At 40.5% G+C, this 26751-nt stretch carries 22 protein-coding genes, 1 tRNA gene and 1 other RNA gene; 9 read left to right on the plus strand and 15 right to left on the minus strand.

Features of this window, described 5'->3' with window-relative positions; genetic code table 11:
• Positions 1-237 precede the first annotated feature (237 nt).
• The 3 genes from ACNSN3_RS10105 to fabB all read right to left on the minus strand — a co-directional run bounded on the left by ACNSN3_RS10105 (position 238) and on the right by fabB (position 3741).
• Positions 238-1254 (minus strand): aspartate-semialdehyde dehydrogenase, encoded by a 1017-nt coding sequence (locus tag ACNSN3_RS10105; protein ID WP_418607232.1) that lies wholly within the window; start codon positions 1252-1254, stop codon positions 238-240.
• Between the two features lie 45 nt (positions 1255-1299).
• Positions 1300-2421 (minus strand): 4-phosphoerythronate dehydrogenase, encoded by a 1122-nt coding sequence (locus ACNSN3_RS10110; RefSeq protein ID WP_418607233.1) that lies wholly within the window; start codon positions 2419-2421, stop codon positions 1300-1302.
• A 108-nt stretch (positions 2422-2529) separates the two neighbouring features.
• Complete coding sequence (fabB, locus tag ACNSN3_RS10115; RefSeq protein WP_010388041.1) at positions 2530-3741, minus strand: beta-ketoacyl-ACP synthase I; 1212 nt, start codon at positions 3739-3741, stop codon at positions 2530-2532.
• 178 nt (positions 3742-3919) lie between these two features.
• Here fabB and mnmC point away from each other — a divergent pair, with 178 nt between their 5' ends.
• Together mnmC and ACNSN3_RS10125 are read left to right on the plus strand one after the other, a co-directional pair.
• Positions 3920-5929, plus strand: a complete 2010-nt coding sequence (mnmC, locus tag ACNSN3_RS10120) for a bifunctional tRNA (5-methylaminomethyl-2-thiouridine)(34)-methyltransferase MnmD/FAD-dependent 5-carboxymethylaminomethyl-2-thiouridine(34) oxidoreductase MnmC (RefSeq protein WP_418607235.1) — start codon at positions 3920-3922, stop codon at positions 5927-5929.
• Between the two features lie 129 nt (positions 5930-6058).
• Positions 6059-6694, plus strand: coding sequence for an SDR family oxidoreductase (locus ACNSN3_RS10125; protein ID WP_418607237.1), 636 nt, complete (start codon positions 6059-6061; stop codon positions 6692-6694).
• Here the strand turns inward: ACNSN3_RS10125 and ACNSN3_RS10130 are convergent.
• Both ACNSN3_RS10130 and ssrA read right to left on the minus strand, forming a co-directional pair.
• Entirely contained in the window at positions 6687-7445 is a 759-nt protein-coding gene (locus ACNSN3_RS10130) for a sulfite exporter TauE/SafE family protein (protein ID WP_055013007.1), read from the minus strand. The genes ACNSN3_RS10125 and ACNSN3_RS10130 overlap by 8 nt on opposite strands.
• Positions 7446-7687: 242 nt before the next feature.
• Positions 7688-8044, minus strand: a transfer-messenger RNA (tmRNA) gene (gene ssrA / locus ACNSN3_RS10135).
• A gap of 249 nt (positions 8045-8293) precedes the next feature.
• Here ssrA and ACNSN3_RS10140 point away from each other — a divergent pair.
• Positions 8294-9919 carry a DUF342 domain-containing protein gene (locus tag ACNSN3_RS10140; protein WP_054201670.1) on the plus strand — a complete coding sequence of 542 codons (1626 nt, stop codon included), beginning with the start codon at positions 8294-8296 and terminating at the stop codon, positions 9917-9919.
• Between the two features lie 62 nt (positions 9920-9981).
• Here the strand turns inward: ACNSN3_RS10140 and rnt are convergent, their stop codons facing one another.
• Positions 9982-10656: a ribonuclease T gene (gene rnt, locus ACNSN3_RS10145; RefSeq protein WP_010388028.1), complete on the minus strand. Its 675-nt coding sequence runs from the start codon at positions 10654-10656 to the stop codon at positions 9982-9984.
• A gap of 205 nt (positions 10657-10861) precedes the next feature.
• On the opposite strand from rnt, the gene ACNSN3_RS10150 reads away from it, so the two are divergent.
• Together ACNSN3_RS10150 and ACNSN3_RS10155 are read left to right on the plus strand one after the other, a co-directional pair.
• A complete protein-coding gene (locus ACNSN3_RS10150) occupies positions 10862-11740 on the plus strand; it encodes a flagellar protein MotY (protein ID WP_054201671.1) in 879 nt (292 codons plus the stop codon).
• A 303-nt stretch (positions 11741-12043) separates the two neighbouring features.
• Complete coding sequence (locus ACNSN3_RS10155; RefSeq protein ID WP_418607239.1) at positions 12044-13246, plus strand: aromatic amino acid transport family protein; 1203 nt, start codon at positions 12044-12046, stop codon at positions 13244-13246.
• A gap of 76 nt (positions 13247-13322) precedes the next feature.
• On the opposite strand, the gene ggt is transcribed toward ACNSN3_RS10155, so the two are convergent.
• The gene (gene ggt / locus ACNSN3_RS10160; protein WP_418607241.1) at positions 13323-14987 is read right to left on the minus strand and encodes a gamma-glutamyltransferase; all 1665 of its coding nucleotides are present in this window, start codon (positions 14985-14987) and stop codon (positions 13323-13325) included.
• 109 nt (positions 14988-15096) lie between these two features.
• Entirely contained in the window at positions 15097-15642 is a 546-nt protein-coding gene (locus tag ACNSN3_RS10165; protein WP_418607243.1) for a GNAT family N-acetyltransferase, read from the minus strand.
• A gap of 49 nt (positions 15643-15691) precedes the next feature.
• Here ACNSN3_RS10165 and ACNSN3_RS10170 point away from each other — a divergent pair, with 49 nt between their 5' ends.
• Complete coding sequence (locus ACNSN3_RS10170) at positions 15692-16057, plus strand: hypothetical protein (RefSeq protein ID WP_010388018.1); 366 nt, start codon at positions 15692-15694, stop codon at positions 16055-16057.
• A gap of 71 nt (positions 16058-16128) precedes the next feature.
• Here the strand turns inward: ACNSN3_RS10170 and ACNSN3_RS10175 are convergent, their stop codons facing one another.
• The gene (locus tag ACNSN3_RS10175; RefSeq protein WP_010388016.1) at positions 16129-18351 is read right to left on the minus strand and encodes a TonB-dependent receptor; all 2223 of its coding nucleotides are present in this window, start codon (positions 18349-18351) and stop codon (positions 16129-16131) included.
• 374 nt (positions 18352-18725) lie between these two features.
• On the opposite strand from ACNSN3_RS10175, the gene ACNSN3_RS10180 reads away from it, so the two are divergent.
• The 3 genes from ACNSN3_RS10180 to ACNSN3_RS10190 all read left to right on the plus strand — a co-directional run bounded on the left by ACNSN3_RS10180 (position 18726) and on the right by ACNSN3_RS10190 (position 21129).
• Positions 18726-19322, plus strand: a complete 597-nt coding sequence (locus ACNSN3_RS10180) for a LuxR C-terminal-related transcriptional regulator (RefSeq protein ID WP_418607245.1) — start codon at positions 18726-18728, stop codon at positions 19320-19322.
• 241 nt (positions 19323-19563) lie between these two features.
• Positions 19564-20709, plus strand: a complete 1146-nt coding sequence (locus ACNSN3_RS10185; protein WP_054201676.1) for a porin — start codon at positions 19564-19566, stop codon at positions 20707-20709.
• A 12-nt stretch (positions 20710-20721) separates the two neighbouring features.
• Positions 20722-21129 carry a phosphate ABC transporter substrate-binding protein gene (locus ACNSN3_RS10190; RefSeq protein ID WP_010388011.1) on the plus strand — a complete coding sequence of 136 codons (408 nt, stop codon included), beginning with the start codon at positions 20722-20724 and terminating at the stop codon, positions 21127-21129.
• Positions 21130-21234: 105 nt separating this feature from the next.
• Here the strand turns inward: ACNSN3_RS10190 and ACNSN3_RS10195 are convergent, their stop codons facing one another.
• The 6 genes from ACNSN3_RS10195 to folP form a co-directional block, all read right to left on the minus strand.
• A complete protein-coding gene (locus ACNSN3_RS10195) occupies positions 21235-22863 on the minus strand; it encodes a methyl-accepting chemotaxis protein (protein ID WP_054201677.1) in 1629 nt (542 codons plus the stop codon).
• A gap of 250 nt (positions 22864-23113) precedes the next feature.
• Positions 23114-23198, minus strand: a tRNA-Leu gene (locus ACNSN3_RS10200).
• Positions 23199-23274: 76 nt separating this feature from the next.
• Positions 23275-23628 carry a preprotein translocase subunit SecG gene (gene secG, locus ACNSN3_RS10205; protein ID WP_418607247.1) on the minus strand — a complete coding sequence of 118 codons (354 nt, stop codon included), beginning with the start codon at positions 23626-23628 and terminating at the stop codon, positions 23275-23277.
• A 1-nt stretch (position 23629) separates the two neighbouring features.
• Entirely contained in the window at positions 23630-24379 is a 750-nt protein-coding gene (gene tpiA, locus ACNSN3_RS10210) for a triose-phosphate isomerase (protein ID WP_418607248.1), read from the minus strand.
• Positions 24380-24451: 72 nt separating this feature from the next.
• On the minus strand, positions 24452-25801 hold the full coding sequence (glmM, locus tag ACNSN3_RS10215) for a phosphoglucosamine mutase (protein WP_054201679.1): 1350 nt from the start codon (positions 25799-25801) through the stop codon (positions 24452-24454).
• A complete protein-coding gene (gene folP, locus ACNSN3_RS10220) occupies positions 25802-26647 on the minus strand; it encodes a dihydropteroate synthase (RefSeq protein ID WP_418607250.1) in 846 nt (281 codons plus the stop codon).
• Between the last annotated feature and the right edge of the window lie 104 nt (positions 26648-26751).

Here is a 26751-nt window from a genome sequence, read left to right on the forward strand (position 1 = left end):
TTTTATTGCAAGCTCTATTCCAGTTACAAACTATAAACCAGTTAAGCCATAATATCCATCGCAACGCATTGAAAATAAATACCTTAAACATCAAGATAAAAATATTTTTATGTTGTTTATCAAAGTGTTTACACTACTGTTGTTTATAAGTGGCAAAAAAATGGCAATTAAAGCACAAAAAAAACGGCAAACCACTTTGGTTTGCCGTTTATTGGATTATCACTGTATTCAGGCTAATTACATATAATTAGCAATCAGTTCTTCTGCTATTTGCACACTGTTGGTTGCTGCCCCTTTACGGGTGTTATCACTTACTACCCACATATTTAATCCATGTGGGTGTGAAATATCGGCACGTAAACGGCCAATGTAAACAGTGTCGTTACCACTGGCATCAGAGACAGCTGTTGGGTAATCACCCGCATCATCAATTAGCTCAATACCAGGGGCATCGCCCAATAGTTGCTTAACATGCTCAAAGTCATAAGGCATACGCGTTTCTATATTGATTGACTCAGAATGACCGAAAAACACCGGTACACGAACACAAGTCGGGTTTACTGCAATGGTGGTATCGCCTAAAATTTTATGCGTTTCGTTTACCATTTTCATTTCTTCGCGTGTGTAGCCATTATCTTCAAAGCTATCGATTTGCGGAATAACATTAAACGCAATTTGCTTAGGAAAAATGTCGTTTTCCATTGGGCGTGCATTCATTAAATTTGCAGTTTGTTTTGCCAATTCATCAACCGCTTCCTTACCTGCACCCGACACTGCTTGGTAGGTTGAAACGTTAATACGATCAATACCGTAGGCATCATAAATAGGTTTAAGCGCAAGCATCATTTGAATAGTTGAACAATTAGGATTAGCGATTATATTACGGTTTCTAAAATCAGCTAAACTCGCTGCATTCACTTCTGGCACAATTAGCGGTACTTCAAAGTCATTTCTAAAATGTGAGGTATTATCAATAACAATACAGCCTGCGTCTGCAGCAATTGGCGCGTACTTTTCAGATACACTGCCACCAGCAGAAAATAAGCCGATATGCGCTTGGCTAAAGTCAAAGCCTTCAACATCGCGTACTTCTATGCTCTCACCACGAAACTTTATATCTTCGCCGGCACTTCGGCTGCTTGCTAATAAAAACAGCTGATCGACCGGAAATTTACGATCTTCCAAAGTTTCAATGATTTGACGACCAACAAGGCCGGTAGCGCCGAGTACGGCAACGTTATATTTTTGCGACATATTTCATCCTCTGTAAGCACGGTTAAAACAACCGCGCTAATTAAATTAGTTTACTGTGGTAAAGCCAAGCTGGGCGAGTGCAGCAAGCTCGGTGTTATCACCTTCAACCATCACAGTGCTAAACTCACGGCGGGTTGGGTAGTTTTTTCGTAAGCTGTCAAAGCCTTCATCGGCCAAGTGACGTAGTAAAATGCCATCATCACGGCGTACGTCATAAACTAAATGCACTAAACGGGCTATATCTGTTTCGCTAAAACTGCTTTCTAGGGTGACTTTTTTAATCGCAGGAGGCGGTAAAAAATCATCAAGCGATTTTATTGCGTTAACCCCTTTGAGCTCACATAAGCGCTGGTACAACATTTGTGTACCTCGCGCTTTACCTTCAAGGGTATGCCCTGCAATGTGAACACTGGCATAGCGCACGTGCTCCAGTAATTCAGTTAAAATATTAGGTTCATTTTCCCAAACATCCAGCACTAAATCGAGTTCTGCTCCGGCTTGCATCACTTCAAGTAAGGCTTGATTGTCAATTACATCACCTCGGCTGGCGTTTATTAACGTTAACCCAGATTTAAGTTTAGTTAAGCGTGTTTTATCAAGCATGTGCAGGGTTTTGTGCCTACCCGTTTTAATCAACGGCACATGAAAAGTAACAATATCTGACTGCGCTAATAGCTCATCAAGCTCAACATGCTCGGTTAATAGCCCTTGCTCATGCTTAATTGGATCGCACAATAGTAAATTAACGTTCAGTGCTTTTAACTTTTGCGCTAAACAACTGCCAATATTACCTACACCCACAATACCGATTGTTTTACCACTTAACGGACTGGCATTTTCTTGGCTTAATGCAAATAAGCTACTTATTACATACTCAGCTACGGCAATGGCATTACAGCCAGGCGCACTGGTAAAGCCGATATTGTTAGCACTGAGCAAATCAGTATCAATATGATCAACACCAATCGTGGCGGTACCTACAAAGCTTAGTTTATTCGCCTGTGCTAATAGTTCACTGTTAACTTGAGTAACTGAGCGGGTAAGCAGTACATCAACATCGATAAGTTGTTCAGGGGTTAATTGCCTGCCATCAAATCGTTCAACCTCACCCATATCTTTAAAGAATTGCTCAACTAAAGGCATATTTTGATCGGCAAGAATTTTCATTGTGAGTCCGTTTGGCGAAATGAGGCGCTATTGTAACGAACAACCCCCTATTAGCACAAACGAAAAAGCCGAGCATTTTGCTCGGCTTTAAAATAGTTAACGATTAACTTAACCTTTGTATTTGCTCATTACTAGCGTGGCATTAGTACCGCCAAAACCAAAGCTGTTAGACATAACCGTGTTTAGTTCAACGTCTTTTGCTTCAGTCACAATATTCAAGCCTGCCGCTTGTTCATCTAACTCATCAATATTGATAGATGGCGCAACAAAACCGTGCTCAAGCATGAGTAATGAAAAGATAGCTTCGTGTACGCCAGCCGCACCCAATGCATGGCCTGTCATTGCTTTAGTGGCACTGATCATTGGTGAGTTACCACCAAATACTTCTTGAATAGCGCCTAGCTCTTTAACATCACCTACTGGTGTAGATGTACCGTGGGTATTTAAGTAATCAATGCTGTCAACGTTTTGCATAGCTTGGCGCATACAACGTGCCGCACCTTCACCCGATGGTGCAACCATGTCGTAACCATCTGAGGTTGCGCCGTAACCGGTAATTTCAGCGTAAATATGCGCGCCACGAGCAAGTGCATGTTCAAGTTCTTCAACAACCACAATACCGCCACCGGCTGAAATTACAAAACCATCGCGGTTTGCATCATAAGTACGTGATGCTTTTTCAGGTGTGTCGTTGTATTTAGTAGAAAGCGCACCCATAGCGTCAAATTCCATTGCTAACGTCCAGTGAAGCTCTTCACCGCCGCCTGCAAAAATAACGTCTTGTTTGCCTAATTGAATTTGTTCCACCGCGTGGCCAATACAATGCGCAGAAGTCGCACACGCAGAACTAATTGAATAGTTAACACCTTTAATTTTAAACGGCGTTGCTAAACATGCAGAGGTGGTACTTGCCATAGTACGTGGCACCATGTAAGGGCCAACGCGCTTAACGCCTTTTTCACGAAGAATATCAGCCGCTTCTACTTGCCATTTTGATGAACCACCACCAGAGCCAACTAATAAACCAGTACGCTCGTTTGATACTTGCTCGTCGCTAAGACCCGCATCTTCAATCGCTTGCGCCATTGAAATATAAGAGTAAGCCGCCGCATCGCCCATAAAGCGCATTGCTTTACGATCAACATGCTCTTTAACATCAATATCAATTTTACCTGATACATTGCTACGCAATTTGTAATCAGCAAATTCTTGATTAAAAGCAATACCACTTTTACCCGCTTTTAGTGACTCTAATACTTCTTGTTTATTATTGCCGATGCTTGATACAACACCGATGCCTGTTATTACGGCTCTTCTCATGGGTAATTCCCTTAGCTTAATACTTAATTGTGTTCTATTTTACGCGAATTTAATCATCTAAGTGGTCAGCTTTCTAGCGTACACTTGTACTCTGAAGCTACAGCTTATAAATAACGCCAGACTATTTCAAAGAAAACACGTAAAATAATTAAAAAATTATCTATAAATTGAATTGGTCATGATAAAAAACGCCCATATACACTTTAACGACTTAGGCACACCAGTTGCCAATGACTTTGACGATGTTTATTTTTCTAATGACGACGGCCTTGCTGAATCGCATTATGTGTTTTATCAACAAAACAGTATAGATACACGGTTACAAAATCATGACCGTGAACACTTTGTTATCGCCGAAACCGGTTTTGGTACTGGGCTTAACTTTTTAAATACATGGCTGCAGTTTTCTGACCACTTACAGTGCCTACAAGTTCAAAATGAACAACCAAATAAAGTGCAGCGATTACATTTTATTTCTTTTGAAAAATATCCACTTAGCGTAAATGATTTAAAACAAGCCTTGCAAGCTTGGCCTAGTTTAAGCCATTTAAGCGACCAACTCGTTACCCACTACCCGATTAATTTAAATGGCTGCCACCGACTTGAATTTGCCAATGGCCGTGTAATCCTCGACCTCTACTTTGGCGACGTACTGGAATGTATTAATAGCATGAGCTACCCACAAAGTGGGCTGGTTGATGCGTGGTTTTTAGATGGCTTTGCGCCAAGTAAAAACCCCGACATGTGGCAGCAAAGTGTATTTAACGCCATGGTCGATATTTCCAGAAGCAATGCCACATTAGCCACATTTACCGCTGCGGGCTTTGTGCGCAGAGGACTAAACGAGGCAGGCTTTAGCATGCAAAAGGCCAAAGGTTTTGGCCGAAAGCGTGAGATGCTAATTGGCACACTTGCTCAAGCCAACCCAAAACAATCAGCCCCCGCCTATTTTGAGCATCACCCCTCACCGCTTTCAAGTGTGGCTATTATTGGCGGTGGTATAGCGAGCAGTTGTATCCTTTATAGCCTCGCAAAGCGTGGGATAAAAAGCCACTTATTTTGCCAAGATAAAAAGCCCGCAATGGGGGCATCGCACAATGTACAAGGGGCTGTGTATCCGCACTTACAGGCAAAAAACTCGCCACATAGTGAATTATTTGCCCATAGTTTTTTATACGCGAAGCGACTTTATAATCAATTAATCAACAATGGCTTTTTGTTTGATCACCAGTGGTGTGGTGTACTACAACATGCAGTAAAACAGCCATTGGCAGATCGCCATCAAAACCTCGCAGATAAACAACTGTGGCCAGAGCAGCTTATGCGAAATGTGACTGCTAATGAGGGTGATGCTATCGCTGGGGTTAAAACAGGTTACTCAGGGGTGTTTTTTGAACAAGGCGGCTGGGTTAATCCCCCGCAGCTAGTCTGTGCAATGTTAGATGCCGCACAACAATTAAATTCGTTTGAAAGCCTATTTAACTGCCATATTGAGCAATTTAATAAACAACCCGATGGTTGGTACTTAACCACGCAAAAGAAAACATTTGGCCCCTTTAGCGATGTGATTATTTGTACTGGTGAGCACAGTGATTCATTTACGCAAACCAAAACACTTCCCATTGTTGGCGTTCGCGGCCAAGTGTCACATGTTCAGGCAAGCGAGCAATCACGTAAACTTAATACTGTGTTGTGTCACAAAGGCTATTTTACTCCCGCTTATTTAGATCATCATTGTATGGGCGCCACCTTTGAAAAAAATAGTAAGAGCCGTGAAGTGACCGAGCAAGACAACCACACTAACCGTGAACAATTACTGAGTTTTTATAACAACACTGAATTTGCCACTAGCTTAGGCGATATTAGCTCAGCCAAAGCCGCTGTTCGCTGTAGTTTTATTGACCACTTACCTATGGCTGGTGAATGGGTGGAGCAAACTGATTATACACATGCATTTGCTAATTTACGTTTAGGCAAGCGCTATCAATATCAGCCGTTAGAAAAACCACAACAGGGCCTACATATTTTTACCGGCTTTGGTGCGCGAGCATTATGCAGTGCACCGCTATCTGCCGAGCACTTAATTAGTAGTTTAAACAATGAACCTCGCCCACTAAGCGAGCGTGTAAGCCAAGCAATTCACCCAGGACGTTTTATTGTTCGTGACCTTATTCGCAATAAAATTTAAAAGGCAGATCACACTGCTCACACTAAAAAATAAACCTATACTTTAAAAACAAATTATTACCCCCAGCTCTTTAGTACAGTAGATAAAGTTTAAGTCGGCTGTTTTGTCTTATAAAATAAGGAGTATGTGATGAGTAAAACATTAGTAATTGGTGCCAGTGGGCAGATTGGTAAACTAACCACCCAACTATTGCTTGAACACCAACATCCTGTAGTGGCTTTAGTGCGTGACAAAAGTAAATTAGATGACTTAAATAGCGACTATTTAACAATCGTAGAGCAAGATTTAGAAAATGATTTTAGCGATGCGCTGCACGGTTGCGACCATATCATTTTTGCCGCAGGTTCAGGCGGGAAAACCGGCGCAGATAAAACCTTACTTATTGATTTATGGGCCGCCACCAAAGCCATTAATTACGCAAAAGAGCATGCCGCTAAGCACTTTACAATGGTGAGCTCTATTGGTGCTGACGATCCAGATGCAATTCAAAGCGATTTAAAACCCTATTTAGTAGCTAAGCATATGGCAGATAGGCATTTAATTAATAGCGGGCTCAATTATACGATTGTACGTCCAGGCTCACTCACAAATGAGAATACCTCAAAACTTATTTCTACCGAACGTCCCAAAGATCGCGATAAAGCAATCATTAGCCGTGAAAATGTAGCCCATGTTCTATTTACTATTGCCACAGAGCAAGGCAGCAATCGCTGCATATTTGAAGTATTTGATGGCGACAAACCAATAAAAGCCGCTATTAAATAAGCATTACATTCATCCCTTGCCATGCAAGCTGTATGGCAAGCAGGGTTAAAATAACTTTAAAAATAACCCTAAAACGCGCCACCGATAACTGCTTAAGTAACTTAATCCCTAACCATGTGCCAATGGCTCCGCTTAAAATCATCGCTAGTGTTAACGGCAACCATTGCCAAAAGCTAAAGCCAAGCCCCGCATAAACAACGGCTTTTAAACTATGCTGCAAGGTCATAATACTTGAAAAAGTCGCGGTAAATTTAAGCTTATCGTAATGATTAATATGTAAATAACTCGCTACCAAAGGCCCACTTGCTCCGACAAAAGTCGAGATAAATGCGGTTATTAAGCCCGCTAGTAAGCGCCCTAATCGTGAGTCTTTATTAAATTCAGGAATTGTTCCCCACAATAAATAAATCACAAATAAAGCCACAAACAGCTTCATGCTATCAAGGTTAATATCGCTTACTACTTGGCTTGATAGCCCCGCGCCAATTAATCCACCCAGAGTAAAATACAACAACATCGGCTTATCAAGATGGGCAATACTTAACAACAACCGATTGGCATTAGAGCCCAACTGCACTAAACCATGAACCGGCACCACCACCGCCATAGGCATAACCGACGCCATTACCACCAACAGCATTAAACCACCGCCCGCACCAAAAGCCGCCGATACAAACGAAGTAAACCCCGCCAGTAAAATGAGTAAAAGCGAAATTAAAGGGGGGATGTGTTCAGCTGTAAAAATATCCATATCTATGCCCGCTGTTAATCATTAACTCATAATACAAAAAATAGGCAAGTAAGCGACTAGTCTTTTAGTGGTATGGGGTTCGGGGTTCGGGGTTCGGGGTTCGGGGTTCGGGGTTCGGGGTTCGCAAGATAAACCAAAGCACAATAAATTCAATAACTTCAGCCATAAAAAAACCCGCGGCTTGATTGCTCAAGTTGCGGGTTTTTTAGGGTTTTTAAACAAACGAATTTAAAAACCGTTATTGGTGGAGCTGGGGGGATTTGAACCCCCGTCCGAAAAGCCTCGACCGTCGGTACTACATGTTTAGTATTGTCATTTAATTAACCTTTAAATCCCGGACAAACACGGTAGATAAAGGCGAGGCCGCTTAGTTTTAACGCTTCAACCCCGGCCAGGGTTTCCGTCGCGATCAGGTGTTAGGGTGACACTCCAAAATCCAGTCCACAAGAATACATGGAAGGAGCGCTAGCCAGCCTAAGCTGCTAGAGAGTAGTTATCGTCGTTTGCGATTACTTTAAATTGCGGCTTTTTTACGAGGCAAACCGCACCTCGACATGCACCTTGGGCTTCTTGAATTCCGTCGAATCCTAATCAGCCCCTGAATAAGGTTACTCATTCAGAGCGTGCAAGTAGTATAACTGAGTAACCCATCAATACTCAACACCTTAGGCGTTTTATTTTATTGGTTGGTTAATCATGCATCAAACACACATGTAAATGTAAAACATTGGATAATTAAGAAACAATTACTTAACAAGCATGATGCTTTATGCTCAAATGTAGGGCTAGACCTTGGTCTAATACAATATAAAAAATAATAACAGGCATATTACCTAGAGGATTTATAAATGTCGGTTTTTTCTTTTGATGAGCAAACGGGGCATATCTCTTTGCTCTCCCACCCTAATGTCTCAGGTTTAGCCTCAACAGCAACACAGCTTATTGAATTAATTAGGCAGTCAGAATATTGCGAGTGTGACATTATTGCTAGCAATATTGGTAAGTTGTTTGCTCAAAATAACGCCGAAGAAGCCCCCTCTTTAGTAATTGCTCAAGCCATTGATGCACAGCTAACCATAAACATCGATGAAAAAAATATGCTTGTTGAAGCTACCCTTATTACTGCTAAGGGCGGTAAATTACTTAACATGGAACAAGCAATTGACGTGTTAGCTCAGGCAGGGATTGTAAAGGGTATTAGCCCTCATGCATTAGAACAGTTATTGGCACAACAATTTGAACAACCCTCAGGAAGCACGCATTGCGCTGAAGTCGCTTTTGGTCGCGCGCCTAAAGTGGGTAACGATGCCAAATTTGTGCGTCTTTGCTGCACAGCGCAAGACCGCGTACTTAGCCCACAAGCTAAAGGCGGTGGTAAAGTCGATATGAGAAACCTAGGTGATATTATTACTGTAAAACCTGGTTGTGAATTAATGCGGCGCATTCCAGCAACATCGGGGGTTGATGGGTTTACTGTGTTTGGAGATGTGCTAACTGCAATCCCTGGCAAAGAGCATAAATTACAACCTTTTGACGGTACTAAAATTGCGCCCGATAACCCCAACTTATTAATTGCCGACTGTACTGGTGTACCGGTTGCCCTTCCACGTGGTATGCGTGTTGATGATGTTTTATGTTTTCATAATATTGATCCCACTACTGGTCATGTTGAATTTGATGGCAGTATTATAGTCAGTGGTGATATAAAAGATGGCATGCGCGTGACCGCCAGCGGCGATATTACTGTTTTAGGCTTTGTTGAATCGGCGCAGCTCAAAAGTGATAGCGCCATCACAATAGTAAAGGGTGCAATTGGCAGAAAGCGAGAAGCCGATGAGCCATTTACCTGTTCTATTTTAGCTAAACGAACCGTTGCGCTTGGTTACTCTCAATACTGTGACATAAAAACGGATCAAAACTTACTAATAGATCGCCAATCATTACATTGTGACTTGAGTGCCGGAAATCTAATTAGGGTGGGCAATGCAAAAGATCCTAAAGGGAAAATTATTGGTGGCCATATTCTAGATGCAATGCGCATTGAAACAGGTGAATTGGGCGCACCAGCAGGAACTAAAACCCGTGTTTGCATCGCACAGCGATGGTATGTGCTAAAACAAAAACAAGCGCAAATCACTGACTTTGAAAAAGTTTTAATCGGTAAGTCAATTGAACTACAGCAAGCGCGCCAGCGAATTAATAAACAAGTTGCAAGCGCACAGCGTCAGCAGTTTTTGAATAAAATAACAACGAATGAAGAACACATAGCAAACCGAAGCGCCAGCATCAATCAGCAAAAGCAGTTACTAAGAAAGAAAATGGCGCAGCTTTTAGCGCTCAGTCGCTTAAAAGTTAATGAGCTTATGCACCCTGGGGTAGAGCTTAAAATTGCACGAGAATCAATTAGCTTTTCGCGTAATTACCCACCACATTTAATCACTCATAGTGAAGGTAAAATAACGCAATCGTTTTAATAACGCTTATTAAGACTGACTCAGCCCCACAAAGTAAGTATTCACTATTATGAGCTGAGTTTCTAATCTTGGTTGCTTGCTTCGTCTTCGCTCTGTTGTGTTTCGTCTACAGCAAGTGGCCAACCACCTAGTTGCTGCCAACGATTAACAATTAAACAGTACAGTTCAGCAGTGCGCTCTGTATCGTATAACGCAGAGTGTGCTTGTTTATTATCAAACTCTATCCCTGCTGCGCGACACGCTTTAGCTAGTACCGTTTGCCCTAATGCCAAACCAGCAAGTGATGTGGTATCAAAACTAACAAACGGATGAAATGGTGTGCGCTTGATATTATTACGCTCAATAGCGGCATTTAAAAAGCCGTGATCAAAAGCGGCATTATGAGCAACCACCACAGAGCGCTGGCACCCTGCGGCTTTTTGCGCTTTGCGCACTACTTTACAAATTTCTTTAATCGCCTCTTCTTCTGGGACTGCCCCTCTCAGTGCTGAAAAAGGCTCAATCCCATTAAACTCAATGGCAGCTTGCTCAATGTTTGCCCCCTCAAACGGTTGCACATGAAAATGAACGGTATGATCGATACTAAGCAGTCCTTCGTCATCCATTTTTAAGACGGATGCTGCAATTTCTAATAATGCGTCAGTTTCTTTGTTAAAACCGGCGGTTTCAACATCAATAACCACAGGAAAAAAGCCACGAAAGCGTTGTGCGAAAAGTGTTTGCTCAGTATTTGCCATAGTATTCTTGGTTTATAGGGATTAGCTGTCTATTATGTCAAAATTGATGGCTTGTCGGCTAGGGGATTTATTGATTAATTACAGTTAAACTATAGGCATGTTACTTGCTTAGTAATTAGCGTTTACGCTGAATTATTTGCTGTTGCGTAATATTTTACGGTTTTTGTCACTTTTTTGGCAGAGCTAGATAACTGGAGAATTCTCGATGAAGTGTAAGTTGTTATTTATTAGCCTAGGCATTAGTAGTGTGCTGTATAGTTTGAATACAACTGCGGCAATGCGCCAGTACACGGCTAACCAAGATAATTCAAATTGGAACTTGGTTAAAACAACTCGCTTGCAATGCCAATTAAATCATGAAGTTCCCTACTATGGTGAAGCTGTTTTTAAAGCATCAGCAAGTAAAAACAAAGATCTCACTTTTAATTTAGACATGGTCGTACGCCCAGAAAATTACGCGATTGCCGGTTTAAAAGCGGTACCACCTAGCTGGCGAGCAGGCCGCCCTGCCCGTGATATTGCTGATATGAAATTACTTAAAAAGTTTGATGGTGAATTAGGTAATAAAACAGCATGGGAAATACTGACTGAGCTTGAAAAAGGCAACCAACCCACTTTTTACTACCAAGACTGGCAAAATAGTGCCGATAAAATTGCCGTGGGTATGTCTAATGTTAATTTTAAGCAAGCGTATTGGGCGTTTTTACAATGCCGAGACGAATTGCTGCCATACAATTTTGAAGATATTTCGTTCACTATAATGAATTATGAATCGAATAGCAGTAAGTTAACCAAGTCATCGCAGCAGCGCCTCGATAAAATTGCTGAATATTTAAAAAACGACCCGAGTATAGAATCAATCAGTATTGCATCGTACACCGATAGTTATGGCGGTCGTTGGAATAACCTCGATTTATCTAGAACCCGTGCTAAGGCTATTAAAGATTACATGGTTGGCTTAGGCGTTGATGAAGCTAAAGTGGTTACTGAAGGCTTTGGTGAAAAACGATTTGTAGACACCAATGATAATATTTTAGGCCGTGATAAAAACCGCCGCTTGGTAATTCAAATAGCAAAAATGTAAGTTAAGCTCTCTCCTTTAATGGCCGAATGTGTAATTTAAGCACTTTCGGTCAATACCTATCAATTTAATCATGCCTCTATTGTGCAAAACCAATAATCTGACTATTTAGTTATTAACATTTAGCTTTTTATTTCTTCATTTGTATTAATAAGTTAAATTTCATTTTTTAATGATTTTGGCTTTTTTAATACAGTTGTAAATAGAAGATTACATTTTATTTTGTCTCTTTTATGACAAAACTATTTAAGTTTTGCACAACTAGTTATATCTTGCGTGTCTCTCACGTTTGATCAGGATCATTAAGTGCTTAAAAATAAAACAATAGGTAGCATGTTAATTGTTGCAGGAACTACCATAGGCGCGGGTATGCTTGCCCTACCAATCGCCTCTGCGGGGCTCGGGTTTAATACGGCAATGGTGTTAATTGTAGGGTGTTGGTTACTAATGACCTACACCGCTTTGCTTATGTTGGAGCTTCACCAATACGCTCCTCGCGACGCCACCTTAAATACACTGGCTAAGCTTTGGCTTGGTAAACGTGGCCAGTATGTAGCTAACTTTTCGATGATATTTTTATTTTATGCACTGTGCGCTGCTTACATAGCCGGTGGCGGTGCTCAGCTACAAGAGCGCATTAATACTGGGTTTAATCTTAGTATTGCTCCTCAATTAGGCTCCATTATTTTAGCCGTATTGATTGCAGGGGTAGTGACTTTAGGCACTAGTAAAGTTGATAAGCTTAACCGAGTACTATTTAGTGTAAAAATAGTAGTTTTAGCTAGCTTGTTTTATATGCTAACACCTTATGTGCATGGCCAACATTTGTTGGAAATGCCTGTTGAGCAAGGGCTGATACTGTCGGCTATCCCGGTGGTATTTACCTCTTTTGGTTTTCATGGTTCTATTCCTTCTATTGTTAAATACGTCGGGCTTGATATAAAAACCTTGCGCAAAGTTATGATTGCAGGCGCCTCTTTACCACTGGTTATTTATGTATTTTGGCAAGTATTAAGCCAAGGCATAATGAGCCAAGATCAATTACTACAAAGCGAAGGGTTAACTGGGTTTGTAGCCAGTGTGGCCAATATTGCCAATAACGCCAATGTTTCTACTGCAGTTAAACTCTTTGCCGACTTAGCTCTAGCAACGTCATTTTTAGGGGTAAGCTTGGGGTTATTTGACTTTTTTGCTGACACATTCAAAAAAGCAGACACGGGGACTGATAGAATTAAAACAGCACTTATTACTTTTGTTCCTCCTCTTGGATTTGCTTTGTTTTACCCGCAAGGCTTTATTATGGCATTAGGCTATGCGGCCATTGCTTTGGTTATATTGGCAGTATTTTTACCTGTTAGCATGGTGTACAAGCAGCGTCAGGGGATTGAAAAAGAAGGCTATAAAGTACGCAGTGGTAATATTGGTTTAGCCATAGCCGCTTTGTGTGGTATTTCAATTATTAGCGCACAATGCCTGCAAATGGCAGGACTTATACCGGCTATAGGCTAGCCCCTATAGTTGTTCTAATGTGTGCACCCCAATGATGGTTTTGGGGTGCACACCATTCAAACGTCAATTGTTAACGTTAAAATACTATCGCTTGCCCTCTTCCGCTTTGCTCAGACGCCGCATCTAATTTGCCATCATTATTGATAATCACATGCATATCACCAAAGTGACGCTCATCCACTGTATAACCCATTTTTATTAGCTGTTGCTTTACTGAGGACTCCAAACCCGAGTGCGCTCTAATCACATTTTTAGGCCATAACTGATGGTGAAAACGCGGGCTATTTACTACTTCATTTGCGCTCATATTAAATTCAATCGCATTGAGTATTGATTGATACACTGAACTAATAATTGTGGTGCCGCCAGGCGACCCTGTTACCATTTTCACCTTATTATTACTGAGTAAAATGGTTGGAGTCATAGAGCTTAACATACGTTTATGTGGCTGAATTTCATTCGCTTTTCCGCCAATGGCGCCAAATACATTCATAACCCCGGGTTTAGCGCTAAAGTCATCCATTTCATCATTTAAAATAAAGCCAGCGCCTTCTACGACTACGCCACTACCAAACCCTAAATTGATGGTGGTGGTATTAGCAACAGCATTCCCCATGTTATCAATAATAGAAAAGTGAGTGGTTTGTTCGCTTTCTTTTAAACCCGGTTTAATATTTTCAGTGGTAGAAATGGCCTTTAAATCTATACTATTGCTGCGGTTTTTAAGATAGTTTTCTGCAAGTAACTTAGCTTTAGGCACTTGGTAAAAATCAGGGTCGCCTAAGTATTCTGCCCTATCAGCAAACACTCGCTTACCTATTTCAGCAAGTAAGTGCACATACCCAATTGAATTATGTGATGGTGCAGCTATGGGCTTTTTAAGCTCATACATTTTAAGCCATTGTAATATAGCAATACCGCCGGAGCTTGGTGGCGGTGAAGTAAGCACTTGATGGCCGTTCCAGTTAGCTTTTATAGGAGTACGAGACTTTGCGCGGTAATTTTTTAAATCGTCTTGAGTAATAATACCGCCATGTTGCTTCATAAAGTTTGCGATGATCGTTGCAGTTTCACCTTGATAAAAACCATCTTGGCCATTATCGCGAATGCGTTTGAGTGTCGCCGCAAGCTCAGGTTGTTTAAAAAGCTTACCTGATGTAGCGCTTGCAAAATAACTGGCAAAGTTTACTTTAATGTTTTTATTGTTTAGGTGCTCTATGTAGCCCTTAATTAACTGAGCCAACTTTTCGGGCACCACGAAACCTTGCTCAGCTAATGTAACCGCAGGTTGTACTAAGGTTTTCCAAGGAAGTGTGCCATGCTTCTTATGTGCTAGCCACATACCAGCAACACTCCCAGGTACGCCACTGGCATGAATACCATAAATAGATTTATTAGCAATAACTTGCCCTTGCGCGTCTAAATACATATCACGATGTGCGGCGTTCGGTGCAGTTTCACGGTAATCTATAAAATCACCTTGCCCATCCTTATGAATAAGCATAAACCCACCGCCGCCAATATTACCCGCCTCGGGAAGCGTAACGGCCAATACAAACTGTGCTGCAATGGCTGCATCAACCGCGTTCCCCCCCTGTTCTAACACAGCTTTTGCAGCATGTGCACTAAAAGTGTCTGGCATTGCAACGGCACTCTGTTTAGCCGCTACATTAAAAACACATAACTGTATTACCACAATACTACTGATAATTAGCTTGCTTGGTGAAAAAAGTGCTCCCATCCCATATCCTTAGGTTATTTTTATACATTGATGGCAAACATTAATGCATAGTAACAAACATCAGGTCAATATTTAGATGCTACATTTTTGAGGCTTAGGAAGTTTTAGCTCAACTGCAGGGCTTTGAATAAAGCGCAGCAGTTAAGTTTGAGCCATCATCAGTATGAATATAATAGTGTTGTAGCTGCATACCGAGCTTTTTCATGATGTTAATTGAGCCAACGTTGGCGGTCAGCGCTGTGGCACTGATTGCCTTTATTTGCGACTGTTTTTCAATCGTTGAGCAAATCGCTTTTGCCGCCTCAATTGCATAACCCTTACCCCAACTCGCTCGTTTAAACCGCCAGCCTACTTCAATATCACTAAAGTCAGGCGTATCTGAAAAAAAGCCCATCGGCCGAACAAGCACCCAGCCAATAAAAGTATTACTTTCACGTAGAGTTACTTGCCATAGCCCCCAACCTTGTTGCTCATTGCGATAAGCGAGCATTCTTGGAATGGCTTTCGTTTTTATCTCTTCAAGAGTGGTAGGTTTACCTTGAGTTAAATACTGCATAACGGCTGGGTCTTGATCGAGCTCATATAATTGCTGCCAATCATTTTCGTCCATTAATTTAAAACTTAATCGTGTTGTTACAGCTATGTTCATTTTCATTGTTGTATAGTTACCTTTGAAATATATTTTTCACTAAAGGAGATAGTCAATGAAGAAATTAGCAGGTTTAGCATTATTAGGCACTTTAATTACACTAACAGGGTGTGAAGATGCCAACGAAGTGAAACAAGACGCCAAACAAACGAGCGCTGAAGTTCAAGAAAAGCTAAACGAAACGTGGAACGACGTTAAAGAAAAAACCAATGAGCTTAAAAATGACGAGTCATTAAATGAGCTACTCGAAGAGAGTAAAGCGATGGGCTTAGACATGTACGATGACGGCAAAGAAGTAGCTGTTGATGCATGGATCAAAAGCAAAGAAGCGGCTGGCGAGCTAACTGAAAAAACTAAGCAAAAAGCACGTGAAATTGCGGCAGAAATTGAGCAAGCACGTGAAGAGCATAAAGAAGGTTAATTATTTTTAACCATAAAAAAAGGTAAGCCATGGCTTACCTTTTTTGTTTTATTTTTAGAGCAAATTATAGATTATAGTTCAAAGTCTTTTTTGAATTTTAAACCAAACTCACTACGATCATTGCTGCGCATTACGCCAACAAAGCCAGTTTGCTGCAGGCGACCTACATCGTAAACTTCGTTTAACACGTTCTCACCATATAGCGTTACTTCCATATCGCCGTATGGATTAGTGTAAGAAATATTAAAACCAACTAGCTCACGCGAATCAATCGTTTCACTTTTGTTGAAAACTGACTGACCTTGCATTTCACTACGGTACGAGTAGTTTGCATTTAATGCAACAGTGCCACCATTGCTTAAATCAACAAAGTAAGATGGAGCAACCATCACTGTCCAACGGGGTGTCAGTGCTGGTGAGTCACCTTTACCAATACCTTGTACACCCTCAGCCACTTCTGTAATTTCAGAATCTAAGTAACCTACTGCAGTACGAATAGTAAAGTCGTCGGTTAGTGCAATTGTGGTTTCAAGCTCAATACCTTGCGCTTTAGACTGGCCTGCATTTTCAACGATAGTGACAAAGCCACCGCCCGCGGTTGGATCTGAAAATGGCAGTGCTAAATCAGTGTAGTCAGTAACAAACATTGCAAGCATCATAGATACATTTTCATGTACCTGGCCTTTTAAACCAATCTCGTAGTTAACTGCTTTGGTTTCATCAAACGATACAAACTGATCCGGACCACCAAATGGGCGCGGTGGAAAGCCACCTGTTTGGTAACCTTTTTGCACTTGACCGTATACATTCATATTATTGCTAAGCTGGTATGAAGCATTAATGTCCCATGTTACTGCATTAAAGTCTGCACTAATGTCTTTACGTTCAGGGAAGGTTGGGAAAATAGCATTCGCATCTTTTTTATCTTCTGAGTAACGAAGACCACCGCCGATTGTTAAATCATCAGTTAAATCGTAACTACCGTTGATGTAAGCTGCGTATGAGTTTGTTTCTTGATTGATTTCAAAAAAGCCAAAACCACCAAATGACGGAGTAACACCATCATTCAATAGACCATTTGGCGTGTTAAATGGGCTAAATACAAAATCTTCTGAGCGAGTAAAACCATCTTCATTAAAGAAGTATAGACCCGATACAAAGTCCATTTTATCAAACGTTGCGTTTAGCTGAACTTCAAAAGAGTATTGATCTGCACCGCCTACTTCTGGGAACTCAGATAAGTTAAGTGGTGATGCATCATCATCTAAGCCACCTTCATACTCAGAAGTACGGTAGCTTGAAATAAACTTAGCTGTATACGTGTTATTAATGGCCCAGTCAGCTGTAAATGACGTGCCCCAACCAGAATATGAAGTTGACTCAATACCTGCAACCGTTGTGCCTAAATCATCAGGGTTTTGAGGAATTAAGTCTTCAGTTAATAATGGGAAATCGCCATTAAAGACATCATTTGAATCTAATGAATCTGTCAGTTCAATAGTATAAGGCGATTGACCTGACTCATTATCAACGCCATCTAGCGAGAAGGTAAACGCTAAATCACTGGTTGCTTCGTATTTAAGTGCGATACGACCACTAAACTCTTGCTCTTCACCAATTTCTTTTTCAGGGTTAGCTAAGTTTACTGCTGTACCTACCCCATTACGTTGTTTGTATGACGCACTTGCTGACATGCTTAGATCGTTAGTTAGTGCATTATTAAAGTAAATATCACCCGCAACTCGACCACGACTGCCCACTTTAGCGGTTGTTGTTAGAATACCTTCATCACCAGGTTGTTTAGTAATTACGTTTACTGCACCACCTAATGTGTTACGGCCATAAAGTGTGCCTTGTGGCCCACGTAGAACTTCAACTCGCTCTACATTAGGAAGTGATAAGTTAGACCCCATTTGGCGACCTAAGTAAACACCATCTAGGTAAACACCTACGCCTGGATCGGTTGTTATAATGTGATCTTGCAAACCAATACCACGAATAAACACTGAGGCATGTGCTGCATTACCAACACCATAACGAGTAATGTTTAAGTTAGGAACGTATTTACCAATATCTTCTAAGTTACCCATATTGGCTTTATCAATAAGGTTAGCACCTATTGATGTAATCGCAGTTGGAGATTCGAACAAGCTCTCTGTACGTTTACGAGCTGTCACTTCAATTTTTTCAAACGCGTCTTGTTTGGCTGTCGTTTTAGCTTCTTGTGCATTTGCGGAAGTTGTTAGGGCTGCAATAACCGCTAAACTTAACTGTGAGAGGGTGCGTAATTTCAAGGTTTTCTCCAAAGGGTATTAATTTAATTATGCGTTATGCTGTGTAAGCATAAATTGTAGGCATAAAAAAAGATGCTTTAGATGCATCTTTCCTCTGGGAGTGTATTGTATTACATAAAAGTTACAATATGTATATTTAACTTTAGTTTAAGCAAAAAAAATTAATTTTTAACTTTTTAACCTAAACTAATTATCTAAACAATGACGCAGTTCTAATTTAAATTAAGACTTTAATACTAACCACCACCGATATTACTCATTAATCATACAGCTGGTTTATTGTAAAAAACACATTAAAGCTACTTGAAGTTATGACAATATCCAAAGACCCTTTATATTTAAATATTAAGCAAAACCATTTTTAGGTGAAAAGCATGACAAAAAAACAGACCACGCAATCAGCAAACATGCTTTTTAATAACACCCCCTACAATCCGTTATTTTTTACAACATTAAATAGCGACATATTGTTAGTCAGCTATTCAGCACTCAATACGCTTACAAATTACGAACTTCTGAGCCATTTTATACAAATCAATAATTATCAGGGATTGGTTATTTTTAATATTCCTAAAGATACTGATATTATTTCACTAAAAGAATGGCCAAACTTAAAAGGTCTTTTTTATCAAGACACCAATGAAGAGCTATTCAACAGGGGGTTAGATGCAATTACACAAGGAGAATTGTGGTTTCCACGCACAATCAGTGATATTTGGATGCGCCAAATGCTCGATACAGAGCAAAAAAATGCTTTGCAAACAAGTAACCTAACCGATAAAGAAATTAAAGTGCTTAACCTACTCTTTAGTGGTCTTCATTCCAGTGCTATTGCTGATAGTTTATTTATAAGTGAAGCTACGGTTAGAGTACACTTACATAAAATTTATAAAAAAATAGCGGTCAAAAATAAACAGCAGGCAATTCGTTGGTGCCAAGATAACCTAAAAAATATAAATACGCGTTCATAACTAAAAAAATAATTACTACTTAATGCGTACTGCAATAAACATAACCTCACCATAAATAACTCAAATAACTCAGTTGGTTACATTACCTTAGATAAAAAAATCCTTAATTTTCAATCACAGCCATGCGTTCTTGTTGCAAAAAAGTAGTAAAAAGTACTTAATTTATTAATTTTAATTAGAAAAAAGTTAATACTCATCTTATACTGCAGCGGGATACACATGAAATTAAATAGGATACACAATGAAAAAACTATCTGTAGCAGTAGCAATTTGTTGCGCACTTGCCACAAGTAACGCGAGTGCTGAAGTTCGTATTAATGGGTTTGCTTCTATTGTCGGTGGTAAGTCGCTCGATAGTGATCAAACGTTATATGGATATGATGATGATATTTCATTTAAAAATGAAAGCGTGTTTGCTCTTCAGCTAACCGCTGACCTGCAAGAGAAGCTATCCGCTACAGCGCAGATAGTGGCTCGCGGCGAAAATGATTTTGACGCCGACTTTGAATGGGCATACTTAACTTATGAGATATCTGACGAATTACAAATCAGTGCTGGTAAAATGCGTGCACCTTTTTATCGCTACTCTGACTTTTTAGATGTTGGCTATACCTACCGCTGGGTGCGCCCACCTCAGTCTGTATATAACTTACCGTTTTCAACCTATGAAGGCCTAAGCTTATTACATACAACTCAACTTGGTGATTGGGACTCTACTCTTCAGGTTATTTACGGCAGCTTCGATGATAACATTGCCGTAGTATCTGTTAACGGTGATACCGAGCTTAACGACATTGCAGGGTTAAACTGGACATTGAGTTACGATTGGTTCAGTGCTCGCGCTGCTTACTTTGTTGCTGAAACAAGTATTGAGATTGAAAATGATACGGCCGAAGGTATGGCGCTTAATGGCTTAGAACAAGCCCTTCGTAACTCAGGTTTTGTTGATCAAGCAAACAGTATTGCTATTGACGAAGACGATGGTGCATTTTTAGCACTTGGCTTTTCAATTGATTACAACAATATCTTGTTCGACGCTGAATACACACAGTTTGAAGTAGATAACAGTGCGCTCGCTAAGCAAACTCAATATTACACATCTTTAGGCTACCGTATGGACGAATGGCTTGTTCATTTAACCTATGAAAACAACGATGATGAGCATGATAGTAATCGTTATAATGCACTACCAAATGTACCGCCGTTGAATGCTGGGCTTAACCAAGTTTTGGAAGGCTCTAAAGCTAAGAGTAATGTATACACAATTGGTGCTCGTTATGACTTCCACCCAATGGCTGCCTTTAAAGTAGACTTTAGCCGCCTAAAAGATGATATCTCAAATACTGAAACTGACGTAGTTGCCGTTGGCGTTGATTTAGTATTTTAATTGGAGCGAATGATGAAGAAATTAATTTTAGCCAGTATGCTAACACTATGTAGTACTGCAGCATTTGCTGAAGTTGCAGTGATCGTTAACCCAGCGAATGCCAATGCTGTAAGCCAAGACGATATTAAAAAAATATACCTTGGCAAGAGCAAATCATTTGCTGATGGCACCAAAGTAAACCCTGTTAACCAAAATGGTACTGCGGTAGCTGATGAATTTAACGACAAGCTTGTTGGTAAGTCAGGCAGCCAGTTAAATGCTTATTGGTCAAAGCTGGTTTTTACTGGTAAAGGCACACCTCCAGGTAAACTGGATAATGACCAAGCCGTGATTGATTTTGTAGCTGCTAATACAGATGCGATTGGCTATATTGATAGCGCTAAAGCAAGTGATAAAGTCAAAGTAGTAGGCAAGTATTAATCTGCTAAATTAAAAATAAAAAGCCCGCAATAAATACTTTATTGCGGGCTTTTTTATGCCTATTATTTACAACCTTCATAAAACATTAAAATATCGCCTTAACGACTACTCATCAATTTTAAACTTAGCAGTTGCATCCAATAAGTTATCTGAAAGGTAATGTAAGTTTTTAGCCACATCTCTTACAGCTTTGAGTGAGCTCATCGTATCTTCAAATGAAACATGCATATTAGACACGTTATCTACAACCATTGCGGCAACTGAGGTTTGCTCTTCAGTTGCTGCTGCAATTTGCGAGTTCATACCATTAATTTCTAGTATTTGCTCGGCTATTTTTTCAATCGAAACACCGGTTTGCTCTGCTGCACTGGCATTATCGGTTGCCATATCTCTTGCAGAGGTCATAGCCGTCACAGATTCATTGGCTGCGACACTTAGGGTACTTAATAACTCACGAATTTCATTGGTTGACTGTGCAGTGCGTGATGCAAGCTCACGGACTTCATCAGCAACCACAGCAAAGCCTCGTCCATGTTCACCCGCGCGTGCAGCTTCTATTGCGGCATTTAGGGCTAATAAGTTTGTTTGCTCGGCAATGGATGTAATTACATTTAGTATTTGCGATACATTTTTAGTGTCATCGGCTAACTTATTAATGGTGTTGGCCGCTATATTAATTTCATCGCTTAGAGTGCGCGATGCGTTAACAGACATTTTTACTTGAGCACGGCTTTGATCTACTTCTTTTTCTGCTGTTTGCACAGCATTAGATGCGCTTGCTGCTGATTGTGAAATATCGCCAACACTTTGCTTCATCTCTTCCATAGACTGTTTAACAACATCGGCATCGGTAGTTTGCTTAGTGGTTGCTCGCTCAGCTCGCTCCATCCCCTGTACAAGACGGGTTGAGTTTTCCATTAACGGTTCACATACCGCGATGACTTCTAAAACGGTTTCTCTAAGCAAGCTAATGAATGCATTAAAGTTTATTGATACCTGACCTATTTCATCTTCAGAGTTAACGGCAAGCTTTGTACTTAATGACCCTTTACCACTTGCTAAAAGACTCAGGTTATTAGCGGCATCACTGGCTGATGAACCAATATTACGTGCAATCCAAATAGCCATAAGCAATAACAGTGTTAATGATACAACCGCAACAACCAGCATTAAGTTAAGTGCATCATCTGAGCGTGCTTTTGTATTAGCAACAAGCTGAAAGAAGCGATCATCTGCTTTTTGCTGCGCACTTTTAAAGCTAGTTAAAACAGCTTCATAAAGGCTTGTTTTAAGCTGAGCCTGTTGTTGTATTTTACTAAAATCAGCCGTGCCATTAACCATACCGTTGGCAATCGTTGCAGATATTTTCTCATAATTAGTCAGTCGCGTTTTTGTGTCGCTATTAATATAAGATGCATTAATTGTTTCTATTGCGTCTATATTCATGATGAGCTGCTGGTAAGTTTCACTCGCTTTTGTTACTAAATCTTGCTCGCCAAACGTTACAGCCTGAGTATATAACTCATCTAATTTTTCTAAAATGCTTACATTAGCCAAGGTTAATTTGGCAACTTTATAAGAAGATTTCTCCATTTCATCAAGTGATATGCGATTTTCGTTCATAGCAAAGTAATTAACCAAAACAATTACTAAGAATGCGATTATCGCTATAGATGTAATTGCATGTATTTTTTTAGTAATGCTGAGGTTTTTAAAAGAGAAACCTGAAGCCATATTAATTTACCCCGTTTAATTATCTATAGTTATTATCGGCTTAAGATACAAAAATGTTAACTTTATTTTTAACTTTTGATGCTTTTTATACATAAAGTTAAATATACAGTAGTATTCTTTTATAAACACTTACAATTGAAATATAGAGTGTTCTACTCAATGTTCAACATTAATCCAAAAAGAGTTGTTTAATATTTTAAATTTTAGGCACAAAAAAACCAGTAACATTGCTGTTACTGGTTTTTATATTTGGTGCGGATGGGGGGACTTGAACCCCCACGCCCGAAAGCACTACCCCCTCAAGGTAGCGTGTCTACCAATTCCACCACATCCGCATTTTTCAAGCTATCGCTTAGCGTTAAGTCTTTAAGCTAACTTGAGGAAAGAGAGCAACTTAACAATTTAAACTAATTAATTTGGTACGTCAGAGCTTTGCTCTTTAGTTGATGTTACTGGAACATCTTCTTCAACTGGCGTTACAGTTTCAACAGCTGGAGCCACTTCTAAGTTTTCCCATTCGTCAGTCTTTTTGATTTGACCGGCAGTTAGGTTACCTAAAACAATACTTAGCACAAAAAAGATAGTTGCCAGAGTTGTTGTCGTTTTCGTCATAAAGTTACCGGCTCCCGAAGAACCAAAAACAGTAGACGATGCTCCTGCACCAAATGATGAGCCCATGTCAGCACCTTTACCTTGCTGGATCAAAACCATACCAACAAGCGCTAAAGCTACAATTAAATACACTACTAGTAAAATTTCGTACATCTTATACGGTCCCTTTTGCACTATTGCAGATAGCAGTAAATGATTCTGCTTTTAGACTTGCGCCACCAATTAGGCCGCCGTCTATATCTGTTTGTGCAAATAATAATTCGCTATTTTTTTCATTTACGCTACCACCATATAAGATGGTTAGCCCTTGTGCTAAATCGCTGTCTAGTGAAGCAATTTTATCACGGATAAATTTGTGAACACTTTGTGCCTGTTCAGGCGATGCAGTCTTACCTGTGCCTATAGCCCAAACGGGCTCATATGCTATCACAGATTCTTTCAGTGCTGCTACACCTAATTTGTTAATTACTGCGTCAATCTGCGCAGCAACTACCTGTTCTGTTTGCCCGTTTTCTTGCTCTGTTTCACTCTCACCTACGCATAATATGGGTGTTAAACCTACTTGTTGGGCGCGAGCAAATTTTGCGGCTACGGTATCGTTACTTTCTTTGTATATACTGCGGCGCTCTGAATGACCGACCAGTACATATTTTGCACCTAGCTGTTGTACCAACTGGGCATCTACTTCACCAGTAAAGGCACCTGGCGTATTCTCTGAAACTGTTTGTGTCCCAGTAGTTACACCACTTGCAATCATTGCTGATATCAGTGGAAACGGAGGAAATAAAACAATGTTTACTTCAGAAGATTTAACATTGTTAATAGCATCAGACAGTTGCTCAACGAGTTCTAATGAACCATTCATTTTCCAATTGCCTGCGACCATCGCCTTGCGTGTTGCCATTTTTCCACTCCACATTAGAAAGCGGGCGAGATATTAACTCGACTCGCCCAAAGTTACAAGAGGTTATTGTTATCAATCAGTTTGTTTGCTCATAGATTCGACAACCGCTGCTATTTTCTGAGCGCTATCGATAACTATTTTTTCTTGTTCTGCTTCAACCATCACCCGTACAACAGGTTCAGTACCAGATTTACGCAGTAATACGCGGCCTTTATCTGCTAAGCTTTGTTCTACTTCAGCCACAACAGCAAGCACTTCTGGCGCTTGGGTTGGATCGGTACCAGCAGTGTATCGCACGTTAATCATTTTCATTGGGTACTTAGTAAATCCAGCGCCTAAATCTTGAAGTGTACGGTTTTGTGCCACCATAGCAGCAAGTACTTGCAAGCTTGAAATGATGCCATCGCCAGTGCTAATCAAATCTAGATTTAAAACATGACCTGAGCTTTCACCACCTATTTTCCAGCCTTTTTGCTGCAGTAGTTCCATCACATAACGGTCACCCACTTTGCTACGAGCAAAAGCAATATTTTTGGCTTTTAACGCATTTTCAAGACCCATATTCGACATTACAGTACCAACAACCCCGCCACCTAGGTTGTCATCTTGAGCGGCTTGGCAAGCAATAATGTAAACTAAATCATCACCATCAAATACGCGGCCATTATGATCAACCATCATTACCCGATCGCCGTCGCCATCATAAGCGATACCTACATCTGCTTTATGCTCAAGTACTTTTTGCTTTAGTGTATCTACGTGAGTTGCACCACATTCATGGTTAATATTAACCCCATTTGGCTCACACGCATGGGTGATCACCTCTGCACCAAGCTCTCGCATAACTGAAGGTGCTATGTGGTAGGTTGCACCGTTGGCGCAATCTAAAACTATTTTTAGCCCTTCTAGTGATAAGCCTTGTGGAAACTGACTTTTACAAAACTCTATATAACGGCCATCAGCGCTTGATAAGCGTGTTGCTTTACCTAGCTTATCAGAGGCTACACAGGTCATTGGTTCGTCAAGCATGGCTTCAATTTGCAGCTCTACAACATCATCTAGCTTTAGGCCTTGGCCATTAAAAAACTTAATGCCGTTATCGTAATAAGGATTATGAGATGCGCTGATCACAATACCCGCTTCTGCGCGAAACGTTTGCGCTAAATACGCAACGGCAGGCGTTGGCATAGGACCGAGTAAAATAACATCAATGCCGGCAGCAATTAGACCAGACTCTAATGCAGTTTCAAGCATGTAACCAGAAATACGAGTATCTTTACCAATAATGACTTTTTTTGTACCATGTTGTGATAATACGCGCCCTGCAGCCCAACCTAGCTTCATTGCAAACTCAGGATTAATAGGCCCTTGACCTACTAAACCACGCACACCGTCTGTGCCAAAATATTTTCTTTCTTTCATTTAAAGTACTCCTTGTTTGCAGGCTTGATATACGCCAAGCACGTCTGCGGTTTCTTTAACATCATGCACACGGATAATATGCGCACCGTTTTGTGCAGCTATTAATGCGCCAGCTAAGCTGCCTGCTAATCTATCTTTTGTATCTCTGTTGAGTAAATTACCAATCATTGACTTACGTGATAACCCCGCAAGCAGCGGTAAGCCAAGCTGCGCATAGTCATTTAATTGAGCCAATATTTGATAATTGTGTTTAAGTGTTTTTCCAAATCCAAAACCTGGGTCTAATATTAACTGGCTTTGTTTTATACCAGCAGCTTCGCATGCGGCGATACGCTGGTTAAAAAAGTCATTTATCTCGCTTGCTAAATCATCATAGTGGGGAGCGTTTTGCATACTTCGCGGTTGTCCTTGCATATGCATTAAGCACACGACTACATCAGGATACTGAACAACCACCTCTATTGCACCAGGCTCTTGCAGTGCTCGCACATCATTAACAATATCGGCACCTGCTTCAATGGCTTGACGCATGACTTCAGCTTTACTGGTATCGATTGAAATAACGCAATCACTTTGCTCACGAATAGCATTAATAAGTGGGATAACGCGTTGTAGTTCATCTTCAAGGCTGACATCGGGAGCACCCGGGCGTGTAGATTCACCACCGATATCTAAAATAGTCGCTCCCTCATCAAGTAACTGCATCGCATGATTGAGTGCAGCTGTTGTATTAAAAAACTGGCCTCCATCTGAAAATGAATCAGGAGTAACGTTTACTATCCCCATAATAACGGGTTCGCTGAGTTCAAGCACTCGACCACGTGCAAGGTTAATTTTATTATTCATCGCTAACCCTAAAATATGTTTCTGCAGTGTAATACCAACTCGTTATGATACTTAACCATTTTAAGCGAGGAAAGTCGGACGGTAACAAGGCACGGTTTTCCTAT

This window comes from Pseudoalteromonas sp. US3C1004, assembly GCF_048401065.1.
Classification (GTDB): domain Bacteria; phylum Pseudomonadota; class Gammaproteobacteria; order Enterobacterales; family Alteromonadaceae; genus Pseudoalteromonas; species Pseudoalteromonas undina.